Origin of the sequence: Schaalia meyeri (assembly GCF_900105015.1) — a bacterium.
Classification (GTDB): Bacteria; Actinomycetota; Actinomycetes; order Actinomycetales; family Actinomycetaceae; genus Pauljensenia; species Pauljensenia meyeri.
In genome coordinates, this window is the sequence record NZ_FNLK01000005.1 from 45627 (window position 1) to 63243 (window position 17617).

12 protein-coding genes are annotated in these 17617 nt (G+C 64.7%); 5 read left to right on the forward strand and 7 right to left on the reverse strand.

Features of this window, described 5'->3' with window-relative positions:
- Positions 1-47 precede the first annotated feature (47 nt).
- Together BLT68_RS09500 and BLT68_RS01005 are read left to right on the forward strand one after the other, a co-directional pair.
- On the forward strand, positions 48-1088 hold the full coding sequence (locus BLT68_RS09500; protein ID WP_332838225.1) for a RodZ family helix-turn-helix domain-containing protein: 1041 nt from the start codon (positions 48-50) through the stop codon (positions 1086-1088).
- 471 nt (positions 1089-1559) lie between these two features.
- Positions 1560-2351, forward strand: a complete 792-nt coding sequence (locus tag BLT68_RS01005; protein ID WP_232618786.1) for a PspC-like choline-binding domain-containing protein — start codon at positions 1560-1562, stop codon at positions 2349-2351.
- A 152-nt stretch (positions 2352-2503) separates the two neighbouring features.
- Here BLT68_RS01005 and pepN read toward each other — a convergent pair whose 3' ends face one another.
- A complete protein-coding gene (gene pepN, locus BLT68_RS01010) occupies positions 2504-5068 on the reverse strand; it encodes an aminopeptidase N (protein ID WP_050694621.1) in 2565 nt (854 codons plus the stop codon).
- Between the two features lie 115 nt (positions 5069-5183).
- Entirely contained in the window at positions 5184-7232 is a 2049-nt protein-coding gene (locus BLT68_RS01015; protein WP_074632490.1) for a M13 family metallopeptidase, read from the reverse strand.
- 264 nt (positions 7233-7496) lie between these two features.
- Here BLT68_RS01015 and glpA point away from each other — a divergent pair, with 264 nt between their 5' ends.
- The 3 genes from glpA to BLT68_RS01030 are packed head-to-tail and all read left to right on the forward strand — an operon-like array spanning position 7497 to position 11610.
- Positions 7497-9083: an anaerobic glycerol-3-phosphate dehydrogenase subunit GlpA gene (gene glpA, locus BLT68_RS01020; RefSeq protein WP_074632491.1), complete on the forward strand. Its 1587-nt coding sequence runs from the start codon at positions 7497-7499 to the stop codon at positions 9081-9083.
- Positions 9080-10330 carry a glycerol-3-phosphate dehydrogenase subunit GlpB gene (gene glpB, locus BLT68_RS01025; RefSeq protein WP_050694624.1) on the forward strand — a complete coding sequence of 417 codons (1251 nt, stop codon included), beginning with the start codon at positions 9080-9082 and terminating at the stop codon, positions 10328-10330. Before glpA ends, glpB begins: the two co-directional genes overlap by 4 nt.
- On the forward strand, positions 10327-11610 hold the full coding sequence (locus BLT68_RS01030) for an anaerobic glycerol-3-phosphate dehydrogenase subunit C (RefSeq protein ID WP_074632493.1): 1284 nt from the start codon (positions 10327-10329) through the stop codon (positions 11608-11610). Before glpB ends, BLT68_RS01030 begins: the two co-directional genes overlap by 4 nt.
- Positions 11611-11777: 167 nt before the next feature.
- Here BLT68_RS01030 and BLT68_RS01035 read toward each other — a convergent pair whose 3' ends face one another.
- The 5 genes from BLT68_RS01035 to BLT68_RS01055 all read right to left on the reverse strand — a co-directional run bounded on the left by BLT68_RS01035 (position 11778) and on the right by BLT68_RS01055 (position 17383).
- Positions 11778-12572, reverse strand: coding sequence for a sulfite exporter TauE/SafE family protein (locus BLT68_RS01035; protein ID WP_074632494.1), 795 nt, complete (start codon positions 12570-12572; stop codon positions 11778-11780).
- Positions 12569-13843: an anaerobic sulfatase maturase gene (locus tag BLT68_RS01040; RefSeq protein WP_050694627.1), complete on the reverse strand. Its 1275-nt coding sequence runs from the start codon at positions 13841-13843 to the stop codon at positions 12569-12571. Before BLT68_RS01040 ends, BLT68_RS01035 begins: the two co-directional genes overlap by 4 nt.
- A gap of 8 nt (positions 13844-13851) precedes the next feature.
- The gene (locus BLT68_RS01045) at positions 13852-15372 is read right to left on the reverse strand and encodes a sulfatase family protein (protein WP_074632496.1); all 1521 of its coding nucleotides are present in this window, start codon (positions 15370-15372) and stop codon (positions 13852-13854) included.
- 140 nt (positions 15373-15512) lie between these two features.
- Positions 15513-16376 (reverse strand): TIGR03943 family putative permease subunit, encoded by an 864-nt coding sequence (locus BLT68_RS01050; protein WP_074632699.1) that lies wholly within the window; start codon positions 16374-16376, stop codon positions 15513-15515.
- Entirely contained in the window at positions 16373-17383 is a 1011-nt protein-coding gene (locus BLT68_RS01055) for a permease (RefSeq protein ID WP_074632497.1), read from the reverse strand. The genes BLT68_RS01050 and BLT68_RS01055 overlap by 4 nt, the downstream gene beginning before the upstream one ends.
- Between the last annotated feature and the right edge of the window lie 234 nt (positions 17384-17617).

The window sequence follows — 17617 nt, forward strand, 5'->3', positions numbered from 1 at the left end:
ATGCCCTCTTTGACCAATGGAAGAACTCCTCTGGTCACGACAAAAATATGCTCGCTCAGAACAATGTTGTAGGCGTCGGCGTCCATATCGCCAAGCACGGCGAACGCACGCGCATCTACGGCACGCAGAAGTTCTACGCCATCACCGCAGGGGTGCCGAACACGCAACGTTTCCACACTATCGGGGACGCGGCCTCGGCCTATGGATTCGACAGCGACGCCTTTCGCGCCGACAACACGACCTACGTGTCGGGACTGGCCGGATCCGGCGACGACCAGCGCGCTAACTCCTGGCAGAACAAGGTGGGCGCGCTCCCCGGCAGGTCCTTGCCGGTTGATGTATCTGAGCTGCCCACTAGGCCAGGGGCTGCGACAGCCGCGTCTACGGCTCCCGCTTCCAAGGAAAGCGAAAAACCGGTTGAGCGGACGCAGGCGGTTGCCGACGCTCAGGCCGCCGTCGATCGTGCGCAGGCCGACCTGGACGGCTATCTAGCATCCGTTCCCGACGAGCGGGCGACTGAAAGCCTCGCCGATATCGATGCGGAACTCGACCGCGTGGCTGACTCGATTGCTTCGGCAACCTCCGTTCACCCCGAGAAGGACGGTGGCGTGACGGTGCGGAACGGCGGTCGGGCTGGTCGTTACCTGACGGCGGTCGAGTATCAACGCGAGCTGGCGCGGTGCTCCACCGTTTCGCTTGGACCCGCATCCTCCCAGTCTGCCCGTTCGCAGGACGCGGGTGAGGGGGAGGCGAATCCTTTGATGCGCCAGTCCGGCCAGTCCTTGGCAACGCCGAATACTCCTGCCGGTGGCGGGGTAAAGCGTGATGAGCCCCCGGCCGATGCCCCGGTTTCCCCCAACGATCGAGGAGGAGAAGCTGCTCACACGGGTATTACTCCGCCAGCTACCTCGGCTCATGCCGATGCGTCGGGCATTCCGGCGTCGGCTCGGGTGTCCACCCCATCCCAGGCGCGGGCTCAGGCGCTCGCAGCAACGGGTTCCTCTGCCGTATGGGTCGGAATCGGAGCCCTCGCCCTCCTGGTTGTCGGCGCGGGTGCGCTCATCGCGTCGCGCCGAGCTAAACGCTGAGACGACGAGTCGGCCCCGTCGATAAATGGTCATCGGCGGGGCGGAACCGCCAACCTCGCGGGGAGCGGATCGCGTGATCGTTTGCGGCGGAACGCGCCTCGCTTCGGGTAAAGTGCTCGTGTTTTGCTATGCGTGCCACTGCGCGATTGCGTGCTTGAAGGAATGGGTGCCTTGACTCTGGCGCCCGGGCCCTCATCAGAGTGATGTTTGACAGCGGAAGTGTGTGTCGGTATGTCCACCCGGACGTGTCATTGTTGTTGTGTCGACGCAGACCTCGTTGCCAGTGGTGGAGCGCGGATTCGTTGCGCGGATTATTGACTTGTATCACTTTTGTCAGCTGGTGGTTGATTATTGACAAACTCTTCTGCATACTAAGTAATGCATTACGCGGAACCGTAACGAGTTGGTTGGAGCATCCAGCCACGTGGCTCTGTACGGTGTCGCCACTCCGATCCCATGAGAGGACTACACATGCGTCCCATCAATGCACGCAAGATTATGATCGCGGCCCTGGGTGCTGCAGCTGTCGTCGCCGGCTCCATCGTTCCCGCGCACGCAGCCACTGAGCCGGCGGACACGGGCGCCGCGCAGCCCGACGTTGTCGCGGCCGCCGAACAGCCCGAGCCCGGTGAGGGAGCCGAGGGCGACCACGCTGCCGACGCCGAGAACCCCGAGGGCGACGGCGAGGATGCAGACGGGCCTATCGCGTCGTGGAAGCAGGACTCCATCGGCTGGTGGTTCGACTTCGGCGACGGCACCTACGCTCAGAATGAGCAGGTTGAGATTGACGGTCTGATCTATCGTTTCGATAGCCGCGGCTACATGGTCACCGGTTGGTACAACCAGGAAGGCATGTGGGAGTACTACGCGCAGTCGGGAGTGCAAGCATTTGGCTGGCACCTGATCAACGGCTCCTGGTACTACCTGGATATGGACCTGGGCTTGATGCAAATCGGTTGGCTGAAACTTGACGGCTCCTGGTACTACCTGAGCGCCTCCGGCGCGATGGTGACGGGCTGGAACGCGATCAACGGCTCCTGGTACTACATGAATGACTCCGGTGTGATGGTGACGGGCTGGCACCTGATCGGTGGCTCCTGGTACTACATGAATGACTCCGGCGCGATGCTCACCGGCTGGGTCAAGGTCGGCGATTCCTGGTACTACCTGAGTGCCTCTGGCGCGATGGTGACGGGCACACAGTGGATCGACGGCGAACGCCATTGGTTCTACGAGTCCGGTGTCTGGTGGGGCGTCTACTGACCCCGGATCGTGGAGTGACAGCTAGTTTCTAGCATTAACGTGATGAGTCCCGACCTCGTGAGAGGTCGGGACTCATCACGTTGGCGCGCACGTGCGCCTGCCCACGACGAGGGGGCGTGGCCACATGCCACGCCCCCTGATCTGTTCCCGAATTAAAGTGCGTCCACCGCCTGGTTGGCGATCTGGCGTTCACACACGTCAATGAGCTCACGGACGATGCGAATAGTGCCAGCGGAGGCATCGGAATGAGTCTCGAGCCACGTGAGCCCCGCGGCAACCACGTCAACCTCGGGCACGTAGCCCGCCAGCGCGCTCGGGAACAAAAGCGTGGTGAGATCCTCGGCAGTGTGGAAGGTGAAGGTCTCCCAGATGCCTAAGAGCGAATCGAAGTACTCCGTCACGTAGGACGCGTAGGCTGATGGCGTGGTGCGCGCCTGCGCCCAGAAACCTGAGATCATAGCCCAGCGGGTGTCGTTGGGGATGGAGGTGTCGGATAGGACCTTGTCCCACACGTCAGCCTTGATCCACTCTCCGGAGCGTGCTGCACGCGCGGCCGCCGCGTTCTGGTGGCCGGTCATCGTGTCGTCGGTGGCCTCGAGGGCGGCGATATCCTCCTCGGTGGCAGCGTCGCCACGCACGAGCGCGATGAGCAGGCACCACTTGAGGTCGACATCCAGGTCCAGGCCATCCAGGGTCTGAGTGCCGTCGTAGAGCGCGCGGATGGCGTCGAGCTGCTCAGTGCTGGTCGCGTTGCGCGCGGCCGCCGAGACGAGCATGCGCTGTGCGTCGGAGCCAGAGGGGGCGGTGCGTGCCAACAGCAGCAGGCGGCGACCCGTGTCCTCCGAAGCCTCCTCGCGGGCATCGGGCGCGACGAAGGTGCGCACCGCCTCATCAATGTGGCGCAGGGTCAACATGAGGAGGCTCATGTTGTCCTCGACGGGGATCGAGGTGAGCGCCAGGTTGAGGAAGTCTCGCGCCTTCATCTCGCCATCGCGGGTCATATCCCACGCGGATGCCATGACGACGCCGCGCGTGAGGGAGTCCGTGAACTTGATGATGTTGGCGATTCCAAAGTCCAGGGAGTCGGCGTCCAGACGGACCTTGGCATAGCCCAGGTCGCCGTCGTTGACCAGGATGAAATCGGGTCGCGCTATTGCGGCCGCGGCCTCGACCGTGGTGGAGGCTCCGTCAATGTCGAGCTCTTCGCGGAAAACCTGGGTGAGGGTATCGTCCTCGGTCAGCGAGTATCCGGCGACGCCCAGGCGGTGGGGCCGCAGGGAAGCGCCCTCACAGAAGGCCTCCTGGGTGACCTCAAGGCGTTCGATCAATCCGTCCTGCGCGGTGGTGATGACCGGGCGCAGCAGGGTGACGCCGGCCTCTTCAAGCCACACCTTCGACCAGGCTGCCAGGTCGCGTCCGGAGGCTGCGGCCAGCTCGGAAAGCAGGTCGTCCAGAGTGGCGTTGGCATAGGAGTGCTTCGTGAGGTACTCGTGCAGGCCCTGAAAGAACGCGTCGCGTCCGACGTAAGAGACGAGCTGACGCAGCACGGAGGCGCCCTTGGCGTAGGTGATGCCGTCGAAGTTGACCTCGACGTCGGCCAAGTCGCGGATCTCGGCAGTAATCGGGTGGGTAGTGGGCAGCTGATCCTGCTTGAGTCCCCAGTCCTTGCGGACCATGAATCCGGTCCAGCCCTCGGTGTACTTGGTGGCCTCGGCCAGCGCCAGGTGGCTCATGAACTCGGCGAAAGACTCGTTGAGCCACAGGTCGTTCCACCACTCCATGGTGACCAGGTCGCCGAACCACATGTGCGCCAGCTCGTGGAGGATCGTGTTGGCGCGAGCCTCCATCTGCGCTTCGGTGGGGCGCGTGCGGAACACGTAGGCGTCGCGGAAGGTGACACAGCCGGCGTTCTCCATGGCGCCTGCGTTGTACTCGGGCACGAAGATCTGATCGTACTTCGTGAAGGGGTACGCGATGCCGTAGGCACCTTCGAAGAACTCGAAGCCGCGACGGGTGATGTCCAGGATTTCGTCGGCGTCAAGGTGGTCAACGATGGACGCGCGTGCGTACACACCCAAGTCGATCGTGCGGCCGTCGGACGAGGTGAGGGTCGATGTGGTGCCCTGGTAGGGGCCCGCGACGATCGCGGTGATGTACGTCGACATCTTTTCCGTGGTCGCGAAGCGGTACGTCCAGGTCTCGCCGTCCTCCTCGGGAGAGGGCGTGGGGGCGTTGGAGAAGACCTTCCATCCCTTGGGCACTTTGACGGTGAAGGTGAACGTGGACTTCAGGTTCGGCTGCTCAAATGTCGTGTAGACGCGGCGTGCGTCGGGGACCTCGAACTGGGAGTACGTGTACGCCTGGCCGTCAGCGGGGTCGACGAAACGGTGCAAGCCCTCACCCGTGTGCATGTACTGGCATGAGGCGTCGACCTCGAGCACGTTGTGTTCAGCCAGGTTCTCCAGTGCGATGCGATTGTCCTGGTGAGCGGCGAAGGGGTCGAGGGAGTTGCCGTTAAGTGTGATCGAGTGGACGTTGTTGGAGACAAGATCCGCGAACGTGGAGGTGCCTTCGCGCGCGTCGAACTCGATGCGGGTGAATGAACCGAAGTCGGTGTCTCCGCGCGTGAGGTCCAAAGAGATCTCGTAGCGGGTCACTGAGGCGATGATCGAGGCTCGCTCGATCGCTTCCTCGCGAGTCAGGTTCAGGCCTGGCATGGGGTGCCTTTCCGTCGAAGGAATCGGAGCGCTGTCGCGCTTGACATTCCTATGTTGTCATGTGTTGGGAGTGATTGCGCGTGGCGCGCCACGCAGTGTCGAAGGGGACACTCTTTTACCAGATGGTAACGCGAAGTGAGGGGGCGAGCCACATATCGTCATCAGGGGTGATGCCAAAAGCCTCAGCGAAAGTATCGAGGTTACGCAGTACCTGATTGCATCGGAATTCGGCGGGGGAGTGGGGGTCGATGGCCAGCATCTGGCGGGCGAATTGGGGGCGGGTAGCGGTCCGCCACGCGCGTGCCCACGCGTAGAAGAAGCGCTGCGGGCCCGTAATTTCATCGATGACGGGGGCGCTAGAGGGGGTGAGTCCCTGTTCGGCCAGGGAGGCAACCCACGCTTTCCATGCGATGGTGAGTCCTCCCAGATCCCCGATGTTCTCGCCGATGGTGAGCGCACCGTTGACGTGGGGGAGTGGCGCGGCGGTGGCTTCCTTGGTCCCATCCGTCGCTTCGGCCACAGTTTCCTCCCGGTTCTCGGGGAGCAAGATAGCGGGGGTGAGGACGTCGTATTGTTCGATGAGTGCGCGCGTACGCTCCTCGAAGGCCGCGCGGTCCGCGTCCGTCCACCAGTTTGACAGGTTCCCGTTGCCGTCGTAGCGCGAACCCTGGTCGTCGAATCCGTGGCCGATTTCATGGCCAATGACCGCGCCGATTGCACCGAAGTTAACGGCGTCGTCGGCCTCGGGGTCAAAGAATGGCGGCTGGAGAATAGCAGCGGGGAAGACGATCTCGTTCTGGGTGGGGTTGTAGTAGGCGTTGACCGTCTGCGGGGTCATGTACCACTCGTCGCGGTCGACGGGGCCGCCGAGCTTAGCCCACTCCCGGTCGGTAGCGTGTGCGCTGGCGGCACGCACGTTGTCAACGATGGAAACGCCTTTGTCCAGGTGCAGGGTCGAGTAATCGCGCCACTTGGGAGGATAGCCGATCTTCGGGTTAAAGGTCGCGAGCTTAGCCAGTGCCCTCTCCTTCGTGTCGTCACTCATCCAATCGAGGCTGCGGATCGAAGCCCCGTATGCGTCCAGGAGGCGACGAACCAATACATCCATCGCCTCCTTTGCCTGTGGAGGGAAATGACGCGCCACCCACGCCCGCCCCATGGCCTCACCCAGGTAGGCCTCGATCAAGCCGAGAGCGCGCTTCCAGCGGGGGCGCAGTTCCTGTGTGCCCGCCAGCGTGCGCCCGTGGAAGCCAAAGTTCTCCTCCACAAAGTCACTCGAGAGCAGGGAAGCGCGAGAGTCAATGACCGAGGCGCTGAGCCATTCCTTCAGGGTCGCCAGGTCGGTGCTGGCCCACAGGGCTGCCGCTCCCGTCAGGTAGTCGGGCTGATCGACGTTGACGACCAGGGCGCCGCTGGGCAAGTGGGCTCCCTGTGCCCACGCGTCCCAGTCGAATCCGGGCGCCAGCGTGCGCAGATCCGTCCATGGCGTCGGGTTGTCGGAGAGGAGGGGGTCTCGGTTGGAGACAGAATCGCGGTGGTGCGAGGCGAGGGTGGTTTCGACTCTCATGATGCGCTCGGCCGCCGCCTCGGCGTCGGACAGTCCGGCCAGGGCCAGGAGCCTGGCGGTGTGGGTGACGTAAGCGTCGCGGATAGGCGCGTAGTCGTCTTCGCGATAGTAGGCTTCGTCGGGCAGGCCGATACCGGACTGGACCAGCGAGAGCATGTAGTGCGAAGAGTCGTGCGGGTTGGGGCTCACGTACGCGCCGACGAGGCCTCCGACTCCTTCGCGCATGAGGGAGCCCATCGCGTGCGCCAGGTCCTCGCGGCTACGACACGCGTCGATAGCGCCAAGCTCGGCCTGCAGGGGGGTGGCTCCCGCAGCGTCGATTGCTTCTTCGTCCAGAAACTGTGCCCACAGAGTGGCGATGCGCTGAGCATCGGGGTCGTCCAGGGCGCCGGAAGCGGCGTCCTGGGCGATCGCTCGGGCGTATTTTTCGGAAGCGTCGCGCAGTGTGTGGAAGGCGCCATCCATGGGGCGGTCAGCGGGGATCGTGTGGGTCGCCAGCCAGGTGCCGTTGACGTGGCGATAGAAATCGTCCTGGGGGCGCACAGTCGGGTCGATGTTCGCGGTTTCCAGGACTCGTGCGAGCAGTGTGTTTGTCATGCCCTAACTCTAAGGTGTGACACGGGATTGGCGTGGGTTTAGCGTCACCGAGGGGAATCGTCCCGCGATTTACGTAATGGTGGCGGGATGTTATTTGCGACTTTTTGGCATATTTTCCGAGACAAGTGCGGATGTGTGCCCCAGGAAGCAGGGGTATGCACGTATGTGCAGAGTTGTGCATACATTCGTGCAAACGGTGTGACAGGGCGCATGATGGACACAGCAAAGGGGAACAGCCTCATGAAGACGTGAAGGGAACATACGGTGAAGACACTTCGCACTGACGTATGCGTCATCGGTGGCGGATCCACCGGTGCGGGCGTCGTCCGCGACGTCGCCATGCGCGGCTTCGCAGCCGTCCTCGTTGACCGGGCGGATATCGCCCAAGGTACATCCGGTCGTTTCCATGGTTTGCTCCACTCCGGCGGTCGCTACATCGCCTCCGATCCCGAGTCGGCTACCGAATGCGCCGAAGAGAACGAGATCGTCAAGCGCATCAACTCCAACGCCATCGAGGCCACCGGCGGTCTCTTCGTGGTGAGTGCACAGGACGATGAGGAATACGCGGACCAGTTTCTGGCTCGCGCCGCGGCCGCACAGGTGCCAGCCGCCGAGATCTCGATCGCCGAGGCGCTCCGGCGCGAACCGCGCTTGGATCACCGCATCAAGCGCGCCTTCGAGGTGAACGACGGCACGGTCGACGGCTGGCAGATGGTGTGGGGCGCGATCCGCTCCGCGCAGGCCTACGGTGCGCAGGTCCTCACCTACCACCGCGTGACCTCCATCGAGAGAGACGGCGACAGCATCGCCGCTGTCATCGTCCACGACGAGAGGGGAGGGGAAGACCTGCGCATCGAATGCGGCTTCGTCCTCAACTGCGGCGGTCCCTGGGCCGGGCAGATTGCCGCCATGGCAAACTGCCACGGCGTCGATGTGGTCCCCGGCGCGGGCATCATGATCGCCATGAATCACCGCCTCAGTCACTCGGTGCTTAACCGCTGCATCTGGCCGGCCGACGGCGACATCCTGGTCCCCGACCACACCGTGTGCATCATCGGCACGACCGACCTGAAGGCCGACGACCCTGATCGCCTGTCCATCCCACCCGATCAGGTTCAGCAGATGCTCGATTCCGGCGAGGCCCTGGTCCCGGGTTTCCGTAAGGCCCGGGCCGTGCACGCGTGGGCGGGAGCTCGCCCCCTCGTCAAAGACTCGCGGGTCTCAGATACCGACACCCGCCACATGGCGCGCGGCATGAGCGTCATCGACCACAACACGCGCGACGGCGTGTATGGGATGCTCACCATCGCGGGCGGCAAGCTGACCACCTATCGGCTCATGGCTGAGCGCATTGTCGACATTATGTGCACCGAGATGGGGGATCAGCGTCCCTGTACGACCGCCCATGAGGCCGTCCCTCCCGCCAAGGAATCGCGCCTGTACTCCATCGGCCACCGCCTGGACAATGTCGAATCCCATAACGATGGACCGTCCCACGAACAGATCATTTGCGAGTGCGAGATGGCCACCCGCGCCATGCTCGAGACAGTCATGGACACCCTGCCCGCGGGGCAGCTGGATGACGTACGACGCCAGATGCGACTGGGCATGGGGCCGTGCCAGGGTGGATTCTGCTCCCAGCGCGCCGCGGCAATCGCCCACGAACGCGGAAATATCGACTCGATGCGCGCCAACGCCCTTCTGCGGCTCTTCCTCAAAAATCGCTGGATCGGCCTGTGGCCCATCATGTACGGCAAGCAAGCCAGGCAGGCTGCGTTGGATGCCTGGATTCACGAGGGCACGCTCGATGTCGAGCACCTGCCCATCCCCACGCAGGAGGTTGTGCGATGAGAGACGCCGTCGTTGTCGGCGCGGGATTAGCTGGCCTGGCCGCCACTATCAGGGCCGCCGACGCGGGCCTTCGCGTTACCCTGATTGCAAAGGGCGTGGGCGGCATCCAACTCGGAACGGGCACCGTCGACATCCTCGGATACGGACCCGACCCGATCGACAAGCCCGTGGACGCGTTGGCCGCCCACGTGGCCTCGCGACCCACCCACCCCTACGCGCACATCGCCCCCGACCAGGTTGGCGCATGCGTCGCCTGGCTGCGCGATACCGTCGGCCCCGACGCCCTCATCGGCGACGAAACGCGCAACGTGCGCATCCCCACCGGCGTCGGCGCGCTGCGCCCCACCTGCCTGTTTCCCCCCTCCATGCGGGCCGGCATCCCCCGAGCGGGCGCCCGCTACGCGATCGTTGGACTGCAGCGACTCAAAGACTTTTACCCCGACCTGGTCGCGGAAAACCTCACGCGACAGGCGGGACCCGATTCCCAACCCATCAAAGCCCGTGCGCTCAGCGTCGACTACGTCGTGCGCGACGGAGAGATCGACTCCACCGGCACCAACCACGCGCGAAGCCTCGACCGCGAAGAAAATCGCGCGCGCCTAGCGGACACGATCCGTCCCCTCCTCCAGGACGGAGAGACCGTCGGCTTGCCCGCGGTCCTCGGCCTCGACAATGCGTCCGCCTGGCGCGACCTGGCGGACAAGCTGGGCCACCCGGTCTTCGAGATCCCGATCCAGCCCCCGTCCGTTCCGGGCATGCGCCTGAACGCACAACTGACGCGGCTTGCATCCGAGAAAGCCCGCGTCATCCTCGGAGCCCCGATCAGCACGGTTCACGCCGCACACGGACGCGTCAAGGCCATCGAATACGCCAGCGCTGGACGCGCCACCCGCATCGAGACGCGCTCCCTGATCCTGGCGGCGGGAGGCTTTGAATCCGGGGCCCTCGACATGGACTCCTACGGAACCGTGCGCGAGACCATCTGTGGCCTGCCCGTCATGGGTGCCACCGGTCAACTCTTGCACGCCGACTTCTGGGGGGATGACCAGCCCCTCTTCCTGTCCGGCCTGGCCGTCGACGACTCCATGCGCGTCGTCGACGCCGACGGCGAGCCCGTGTACGCCAACCTGTACGCAGCGGGAGGAAACCTGGCCGGTGCCACCCGCTGGCGCGAAAAGAGCGGCGAAGGAATCGCGCTGGCCAGCGCCCTTACAGCAGTCGACGCAATCGTGGAGGAACTGAAATGAGCCTGGAGATGACAACGCTGATGGGCCCAGGCGTTGAAGAGGACAGCGTGTTCTCTCTGACCGGGGATGCCGCCCTGCGCTCCAGCCTGGACGCATGCGTCAAATGCACGATCTGTGAGACGCAGTGCCCGGTCATGCGCGTCACCGACCTGTTTGGCGGACCGAAGTACTCGGGTCCCCAAGCCGAACGCTTCCGCAAGAACGGGCAGATGGTGGACAAATCCATCGACTATTGCTCCTCGTGCGGCACCTGCTCACTCGTGTGCCCGCAGGGCGTGAAAGTCACCGAGCTGATCCACCACAGGCGCACCGCCATGAAGGAAGCCCACGGAATCCCGATGCGCGACCGGCTCATCGGCCGTACCTCCCTGATCGGTACTATGATGACCCCGGTCGCTCCCATCGCGAACTGGGCACTGGACGTTAAGCCGGTCCGCGTGGCCATGGAGGCGATCATTGGCGTGCACCGAGCCGCGCCGATGCCCCGCGCCTATGGGCGCACATTCGAGTCCTGGTTCAAGAAACACACGCCCCTGCCCACCTCCGGCACTCGCGGCCAAGTGATCTTCTTCCACGGGTGCGCCGGTCAGTACTTCGAGGTAGAGACCTCCATCCACTCGGTCCTGGTCCTGGAGCACCTGGGATACGAGGTCCTGGTCCCCAAGCACGGCTGCTGCGGGTTAGCGCTTCAGTCCAATGGCCTCTACGACGACGCGCGCAAGTACGTCTCGAAGCTGACGAAGGACCTGCGGGTAGCCAACCGCGATGCGCCCATCATTTCCGCCTCGGGTTCCTGTGGCGGAATGCTACGCCACGAGGCCCACGAGATCCTGGAGATGGATACCCCCGAACTGCGCGACGTGGGCTCCCGCACGTGGGACATCTGCGAGTTCCTGCTGCACCTGTACGACATGGGCGAGCTGGACACCAACTTTCAGCGCATTGAGGTTACCATCCCGTATCACGCACCCTGCCAGCTCAAGTCGCAGGGCCTGGGAAAGCCTGCGATCGAGCTGATGAGCCTGATCCCCGGCGTCACCGTGAAAGACTCCGAACAGCCGTGCTGCGGTATCGCGGGCACCTACGGTATGAAGAAGGAGAAGTATGCGATCGCCCAGGCCGTGGGCGCGCCCGTCTTTGATTTCATCAAGCAGGTGAACGCCGAGCTGGCGGCGTGCGACACGGAGACGTGCCGCTGGCAGCTGCGCACGGCGACGGGCGCGAACGTTGTTCACCCGATCTGGCTGATCCACAGGGCCTACGGCCTGCCGAATGGATAAATGGAGCCGATAGCCGCACACGAGCGGCGGAAACCGGGGGGCGGGACCCGCTTACGCGCTGCGACAGGTGGGGGCGCGGCTGCGCTCGGGGCGCGAGAGCACGACGCCCCGAGTCACGACGGGGCGTCGGTGCCCGTTTGCTTGCGCCGACGCTGACGCGCACGCATTCATGCCAGGGTGGCCACCAGCGTCGATACGGCAACACCGACCAGGAGCGCCGCGAAGACCAACCCCAGCACCCGGTTTGACACCCGTTTGGTCAGGCGCGCCCCGGCGATTCCGCCGAGCATCGAAGCGCCGGCGAAGAGCGTGACCATCACCGCAGCCTCGGCCGTTATCGTGAGTGATCCTGACAGCGCGCGCGAGGCGAGCCCGAATGTCGAGGAGAGGACCATGACCAGCAGGGAAGTGGCAGCCGCGCGCTTGAACTGGTAACCCAGCGCCAGGTGCAGGGCTGGCACGATCGCGAAGCCTCCGCCAACACCGAAGAACCCCGTGAGGAAACCCGTGAGCGTAGCCAGTGCTATGACCCTGACGACCGTGGAGGCGGCCGAGGGGTCGGCGCCCCTACTTGCCCCGGCCTCGCTGGTGGGGGATGGGGAGGGATGCAACTGGGAGCGCGCCATGAACACTGCGACAAAGCCGAGGAGCGTACAAAAAGCCAGCATGAGTGTGCGCGCCGAGACGAGGGATCCCAGGGTGGAGCCAGCCCAGGTGCCGACCAGGCCCGAGGCGGCAAAGAGAGTCCCCTCGCGCCACGCGACCTGTCCGCCATGGGCGCGCGTCGCCAAGGATGCGGCGGCCGTGAGCCCGACAATGACGAGAGACAAGCCGGTTGCCTGATGCGGTTCTACTCCCAGGACGTAGACGAGAATCGGAACCGAGAGGATGCCGCCGCCGGCTCCCAGCGATCCGACGACGACGCCGACGAAGGCTCCGATGCAGAGCGCCTTAACGATCACGGCGTCTCCCCTGCAGCGGTAGGACAGGGGATGCTTACTCCCAGCGACGAGGCGACGCGCGGCTTCATAATGTCCGAGGCGGGATAGCCCGCCGAGATCAGCATGCCCATCGCTCTCAGTACCGGGGTAACGCGCTCGTAGAAGGTTCGGTATCCCGCGCACAGGTAGTTATGCTGTGCCCCTCCCGCGCGCGTCACGAAGCGATCCTTCGGGCACCCTCCCTGGCATAGGCGCAGGTGGGGGCAGGCCTGACATTCCTCGTCCAAGTCGGGCTTCAGGCGTGCGAAGTCTCGCATTCTCGAGGAGGAAGCAAGCTCGCTGAAGGAGGAGGTCTCAATGTTGCCGACCAGCCAGTTTGGTTCAACCCAGTGATCGCACGCGTACACGTCTCCGTTGAACTCCATCGCCATGTTCGCCCCGCAGTGCGGCGCGTGCACGCACACCGACGCCGAGCCGAATAAGGCGGACAGGGTGGAGTCGAAGTCCTGAACGAACACCTCGCCCACGTCTGTGGCGAGCCACAAGTCAAACACGTCACGCAGGAAACGGCCGTACCCGCCCGGGGACGTCGACCGGCTCGTCACGCAGTCCCCGTCCTGGCGGTATAGCAGGGCGGAGGAACCCGAGCGCCAGCCGAGCTCCGCCTGGGCCAGGTCGGCCGCGCGCACGCGCTCAACGACCGGGATGAACTGCAGGTACCGGGCGCCAAGATCGTCGCGAAAGTAGCGGTAGACCCGCTCTCCGTGGTCCTCATTCGCGGCGTTGACCGTACACAGCACGTTCGTCTCCACACCCGCGCGCGCCAGAGCTTCCCATCCGCGCATGACCATTGCGTGAGTGCCCCGACCGCCACGGTTGAGACGGTACGCGTCGTGAAGGGCGGCTGGACCGTCGATCGACACCCCCACGAGCACGTCGTGGCCGGCGAAGAAGCTCGCCCACTCGTCCGTGATCAGAGTCCCGTTGGTCTGTAGCGCATGCCGAACCCTCTGGCTGGGGCGCCTGTAACGCTCGCACAGCTCCATCGCGCGCTCAAAGAAGCCGAGCCCACGCAGGGTCGGTTCCCCGCCCTGCCAGAGCATGGTGACCTCGCCGTCGCCGCTGGATTCCAGGTAGGTACGCACGTAGCGATCCAGCGTCTGCTCCGACATCGCTTGCCCGCGCGCGTCGTAGAGCAGCTCCTTGGACAGGAAGAAACAGTATCGGCAGTCCAAATTGCACGCAGCCCCCGTGGGCTTGACGACGACGGAGAAAGGGAGGGGGCTGCTCATGGGCGCGCCTACTCTGCTCCGACCTCGTCGAGGTCGGAGCGGGCCGTGTTGACCAGGGGAACGTCGAAGTCGGTCATCGCAGCCATCCACTTGGCGAAGGAATGATCCCCGCGCTCGCGCAGTTGCCGGTAGAGGTTCGTGGCCAGTTCGCGGCGAATCTCGTCGTAGATGGGAGAGGAGTACACGTTGTTCATCTCGGCGGGATCCAGGCGCAGGTCGTAGAGTTCGTTGATTGACTCCGGATTGATGACAAGCTTGAAGTCACGGGTGCGCAGCATGCGCTGTTGGAGGGGGAAATGGTGGCCGTGGAACTCGCATACGATGTCCTGGCGCCACCCCTGGACCGCCTGGCCGCGAGTCAAGTCGATGATCGAGCGCCCGTCCTCCACGAGGGAGGTGTCTAATCCGGCAATGTCGAGGACGGTTGCAGGCAGGTCGATGAGTGAGACGAAAGCGTCGGAGCGGCCAACCGTCGACACGCCGGGGATGCGGGCGATGAAAGGCACGTTGTAGATATCGTCGTACATCATGGGGCCCTTGTCGTTGAGGCGGTGAGAACCCGTGAACTCCCCGTGGTCGGCGCAGAAGAACACGGCGGTGTCGTCCAGGACGCCCAGCTCGCGCGCCGCGTCCATGATGCGACCGATCTCGAAATCAATCATGGCCACATAGCCCCAGTAGGCGGCGATTAGTTTCTTCCACTGCTGGTTCGTGAACGAGGACGTGGACCAGTAGGTCGCGTAGTTGAGCTGGATGGGGGGCTTGCCGATCAGGGGGTCCCCGAAACTCTCCGGCAATTCGACGTCCGCCGGGTCGATCAGGTCGAACCATTCGTCGGGCAGGAAGTAGGGCAGGTGCGGGCCGAAAAAGTGCACATCGAGGCAGAACGGCTGGCGCGAGTCCTTCCAATCGGCCGCGTACTCGCACAGCTTCTCGATGGCGCGGTCCGCGAGGAAGCGCTCGAACGTCGCCTCCTCGGGCTGGTCGAGGCGCGCGGCGATGACGTGTCCGTCGCGGCCGCCGGGTAGCTTTCCGCGCCACAGGTCGTGGGCGCGCACGGGGGGAAGACCGCGCTCGTTCAGCCAAGCCACGTACTTTTCGTTGGCGACGGGGTTCTCTGCGCCCCAGTAGGTGTCGTCGTCCGCGCCGAACTTGTCGGGCAGGTTGTATCCGCAGTGGTACTTTCCGACGATCCCGACGTTGTAACCGGCATCGCGCAGCTCCTGCGTGTACGTCCACGTGCCTTCCGGGATCGACACCTGGTAGGCGATGTTCCACTCGGGGTTCGCCAACACCTGGTGTTTGCCCGGGCGTTTCCCCGTGAGCAGCGAGGCGCGGGCGGGAGTGCAGATCGCGGTGGGCGTGAAGCAGTGGGTGAAGGCGAATCCCGACTCGCCCATGGCGTCGATGGTCGGGGTATGTGCGTGCGGGTTCCCGAGGCAGCCGATCGTATCCGTGCGATGTTGATCGGTCATGATGACCAGGAAGTTGCGAACGGTGTCGGGAATATCCCGTGATGCGTGGGCCATCGGTGGCTGCTCCTCCCAGGGTCTGCGGCCGAGGGCAGCCGCTCGTACTCTTTCCCTTCACCGTACGCGCCTCGTTTTGTGTCCGTGGTGCCGGACATAAAGAGAGGGTGTGATCTGTGCTACTGGTTTGGGTGGGGGTGTCACTTCGTCTGGACGACGAACTCCGGGTGAGGCGCGCTCGTCACCTCAACGGAATCCGCCTCGATGACCAGTGCCTTCGTCCCGCGCGCCCGAAGCGTTCCGCTCACTCGCACCCAGCTGTCCGCCTCAGGGGCGGTTCCGTCCCATCGCACAGCGAAACCAATTGCGTACGCGTCTGCGGCACAACACCAGATCGCCATGCGCGCCACCGCGAAGCTCTCTCGCTGCGTAATACGCGGAATCGATGCCTGCCCGCGCGCCGACTCGGTGCTCATCACGAAGCCGACGAGTTCGATATGTTGACCGTCGTGCGCCCGACCGTGAGAGGAAAGCTCCTCGACCTGCGCGAAGAAGTTGTCCGTCGTGAGCTCCAACGTTCCCGCCGACGAAGCCCCATCCCCGCTCCCGCCGCGATGGGGGTGAGGATCGGCGGAATCTGCGCTCCCATCCGCGTCGCTCCCAGAGTCGGTGGGGGGCTGGTCGGTGGAAGGGTCGGTGTCCGAAGCCGACTGCGCCTCGGTGTCGGCCGCGCGCGCGCCGAGAGGCGACGAGGCCAGCTCCGAAGGAGACACGTGGAAGGGGAGGAACAGGAGGACACTCGCCAAGAAAGCGACGAGCGCGCGCGCGAGGGCGCGCCGAGAGGAGCGCGAACCAGCGTGCTCTAAGTCGCCGGAGCCGACCGTGGAGGAGAGGGCCAACGAACACGCGAGCAGCAGCACCCCCGAGGCGACGATTCCGGGGCGCGTCGACGGTGGAACGAAGGACGCGTATTTGCCCGATAGGGACAGCCATAGAAGAGTCGCCCCCAGGCATGCCAGGGCCAGCGATTCGGCGGCGGAGGCAACGCGATCGATCAACTTCACGGCAACAGCCCCGCCCACCACGAGCCGCCCACGACGAGCGCCGCAACAATCGTGACCGTCATAAACAATCGGGCAACAAAGGAAATGCGGAACTGCGACGCCAACAGCGCAACATTCTTCACGTCCATCATCGGCCCGAACACCATGAAGCCCATGAGAGCACCCGAGGGAGCCAACGATGCCAGCGACCGCGCGATCACCGCGTCGGATGAAGAACACAGGGACAGGGCGAAGCCCGCCGCCATCATGAGCGCCAACGCGGCCGCCCCGGGCAGACCCGACAGCAGCGACGATACCGGCCACAGCACCTGCGCGAGGGTCGACGCCGCGACTCCGCCCAGCAAAAACGGCACGATCCGCCCGAATGAGCGCCCCGTTGACGCCAACACGCCAACCGCCGACCGGTCGGGCAACTCGCATCCGTCGGCGCAGCAGCACCCGTCGGTCCCCTCATCGCCCCCGGAGTCGCGCAGCGCCCACGGGGGAACAATCAGCATCGACAGGCCAACGAGGAGGGCGACGAGGGCGCTGAGGCCGACGCGAACGCCAACGAGGCCCCACGATCCGAAGGCGTACCAGGTGGAGGCGATGACCAGGGGATTGATCGCGGGGGAGGCGAGCATGAGCGTGGTCGCCGCAGATAGGGGGACTCCCTTGCGCAGGAGCGACCGGAAGATGGGCACCGCGGAGCAGTCGCACACGGGCAGCAGGAACGCGAACAAGAGTGCTGTGAGGATTGACACTCCCGGGTGGGTGGGGAAAATGCGGGCGATCAGGGCGGGAGAGGCATAGACCTCGATAACCTCGGCAACCAGGACGCCCAGCAGCAAGAACGGGACGGCCTGGAGCGTCATCCCCACAGCGATCGTCGCCGCGCGCCCAACCGGCAAACCGGCACCGGAGAGGGGCCCCTGCAACGCCCACACGGCGATCAAGGCGGCCAGTGCGCACGCGCCCACCACCGCGCCCCAAGGGCGCGCGGGGTGCGGGGAAGCTGCGTGAGTCACCCAGCCACTGTAGGACAAGGTGCCAGCTTCGCATCGGTTACACGCCGGGAGGAACTGTGTGCGGAGGAACGACCTCGCGGCGGGCGGGGAGGCGCACGCTTCGCTACACTGGGCTATCGCTACGATCCGGCCCGCACGCGGGGCATCACCGGGGAGCATCCGGAAGAACGAGGAACGCGAGAGTCGGCCACGGCCTCGTCCCCTCCAGTAGAACCGGACGGGAGGGCCCGACAC

Coding starts and splice junctions, on each gene's coding strand:
- glpB (WP_050694624.1), top strand. CDS start 9,080: ATGAGAGACGCCGTCGTTGTCGGCGCGGGATTAGCTGGCCTGGCCGCC.
- BLT68_RS09500 (WP_332838225.1), top strand. CDS start 48: ATGCTCGCTCAGAACAATGTTGTAGGCGTCGGCGTCCATATCGCCAAG.
- BLT68_RS01030 (WP_074632493.1), top strand. CDS start 10,327: ATGAGCCTGGAGATGACAACGCTGATGGGCCCAGGCGTTGAAGAGGAC.
- BLT68_RS01015 (WP_074632490.1), bottom strand. CDS start 7,232: ATGACAAACACACTGCTCGCACGAGTCCTGGAAACCGCGAACATCGAC.
- BLT68_RS01045 (WP_074632496.1), bottom strand. CDS start 15,372: ATGGCCCACGCATCACGGGATATTCCCGACACCGTTCGCAACTTCCTG.
- BLT68_RS01040 (WP_050694627.1), bottom strand. CDS start 13,843: ATGAGCAGCCCCCTCCCTTTCTCCGTCGTCGTCAAGCCCACGGGGGCT.
- BLT68_RS01005 (WP_232618786.1), top strand. CDS start 1,560: ATGCGTCCCATCAATGCACGCAAGATTATGATCGCGGCCCTGGGTGCT.
- pepN (WP_050694621.1), bottom strand. CDS start 5,068: ATGCCAGGCCTGAACCTGACTCGCGAGGAAGCGATCGAGCGAGCCTCG.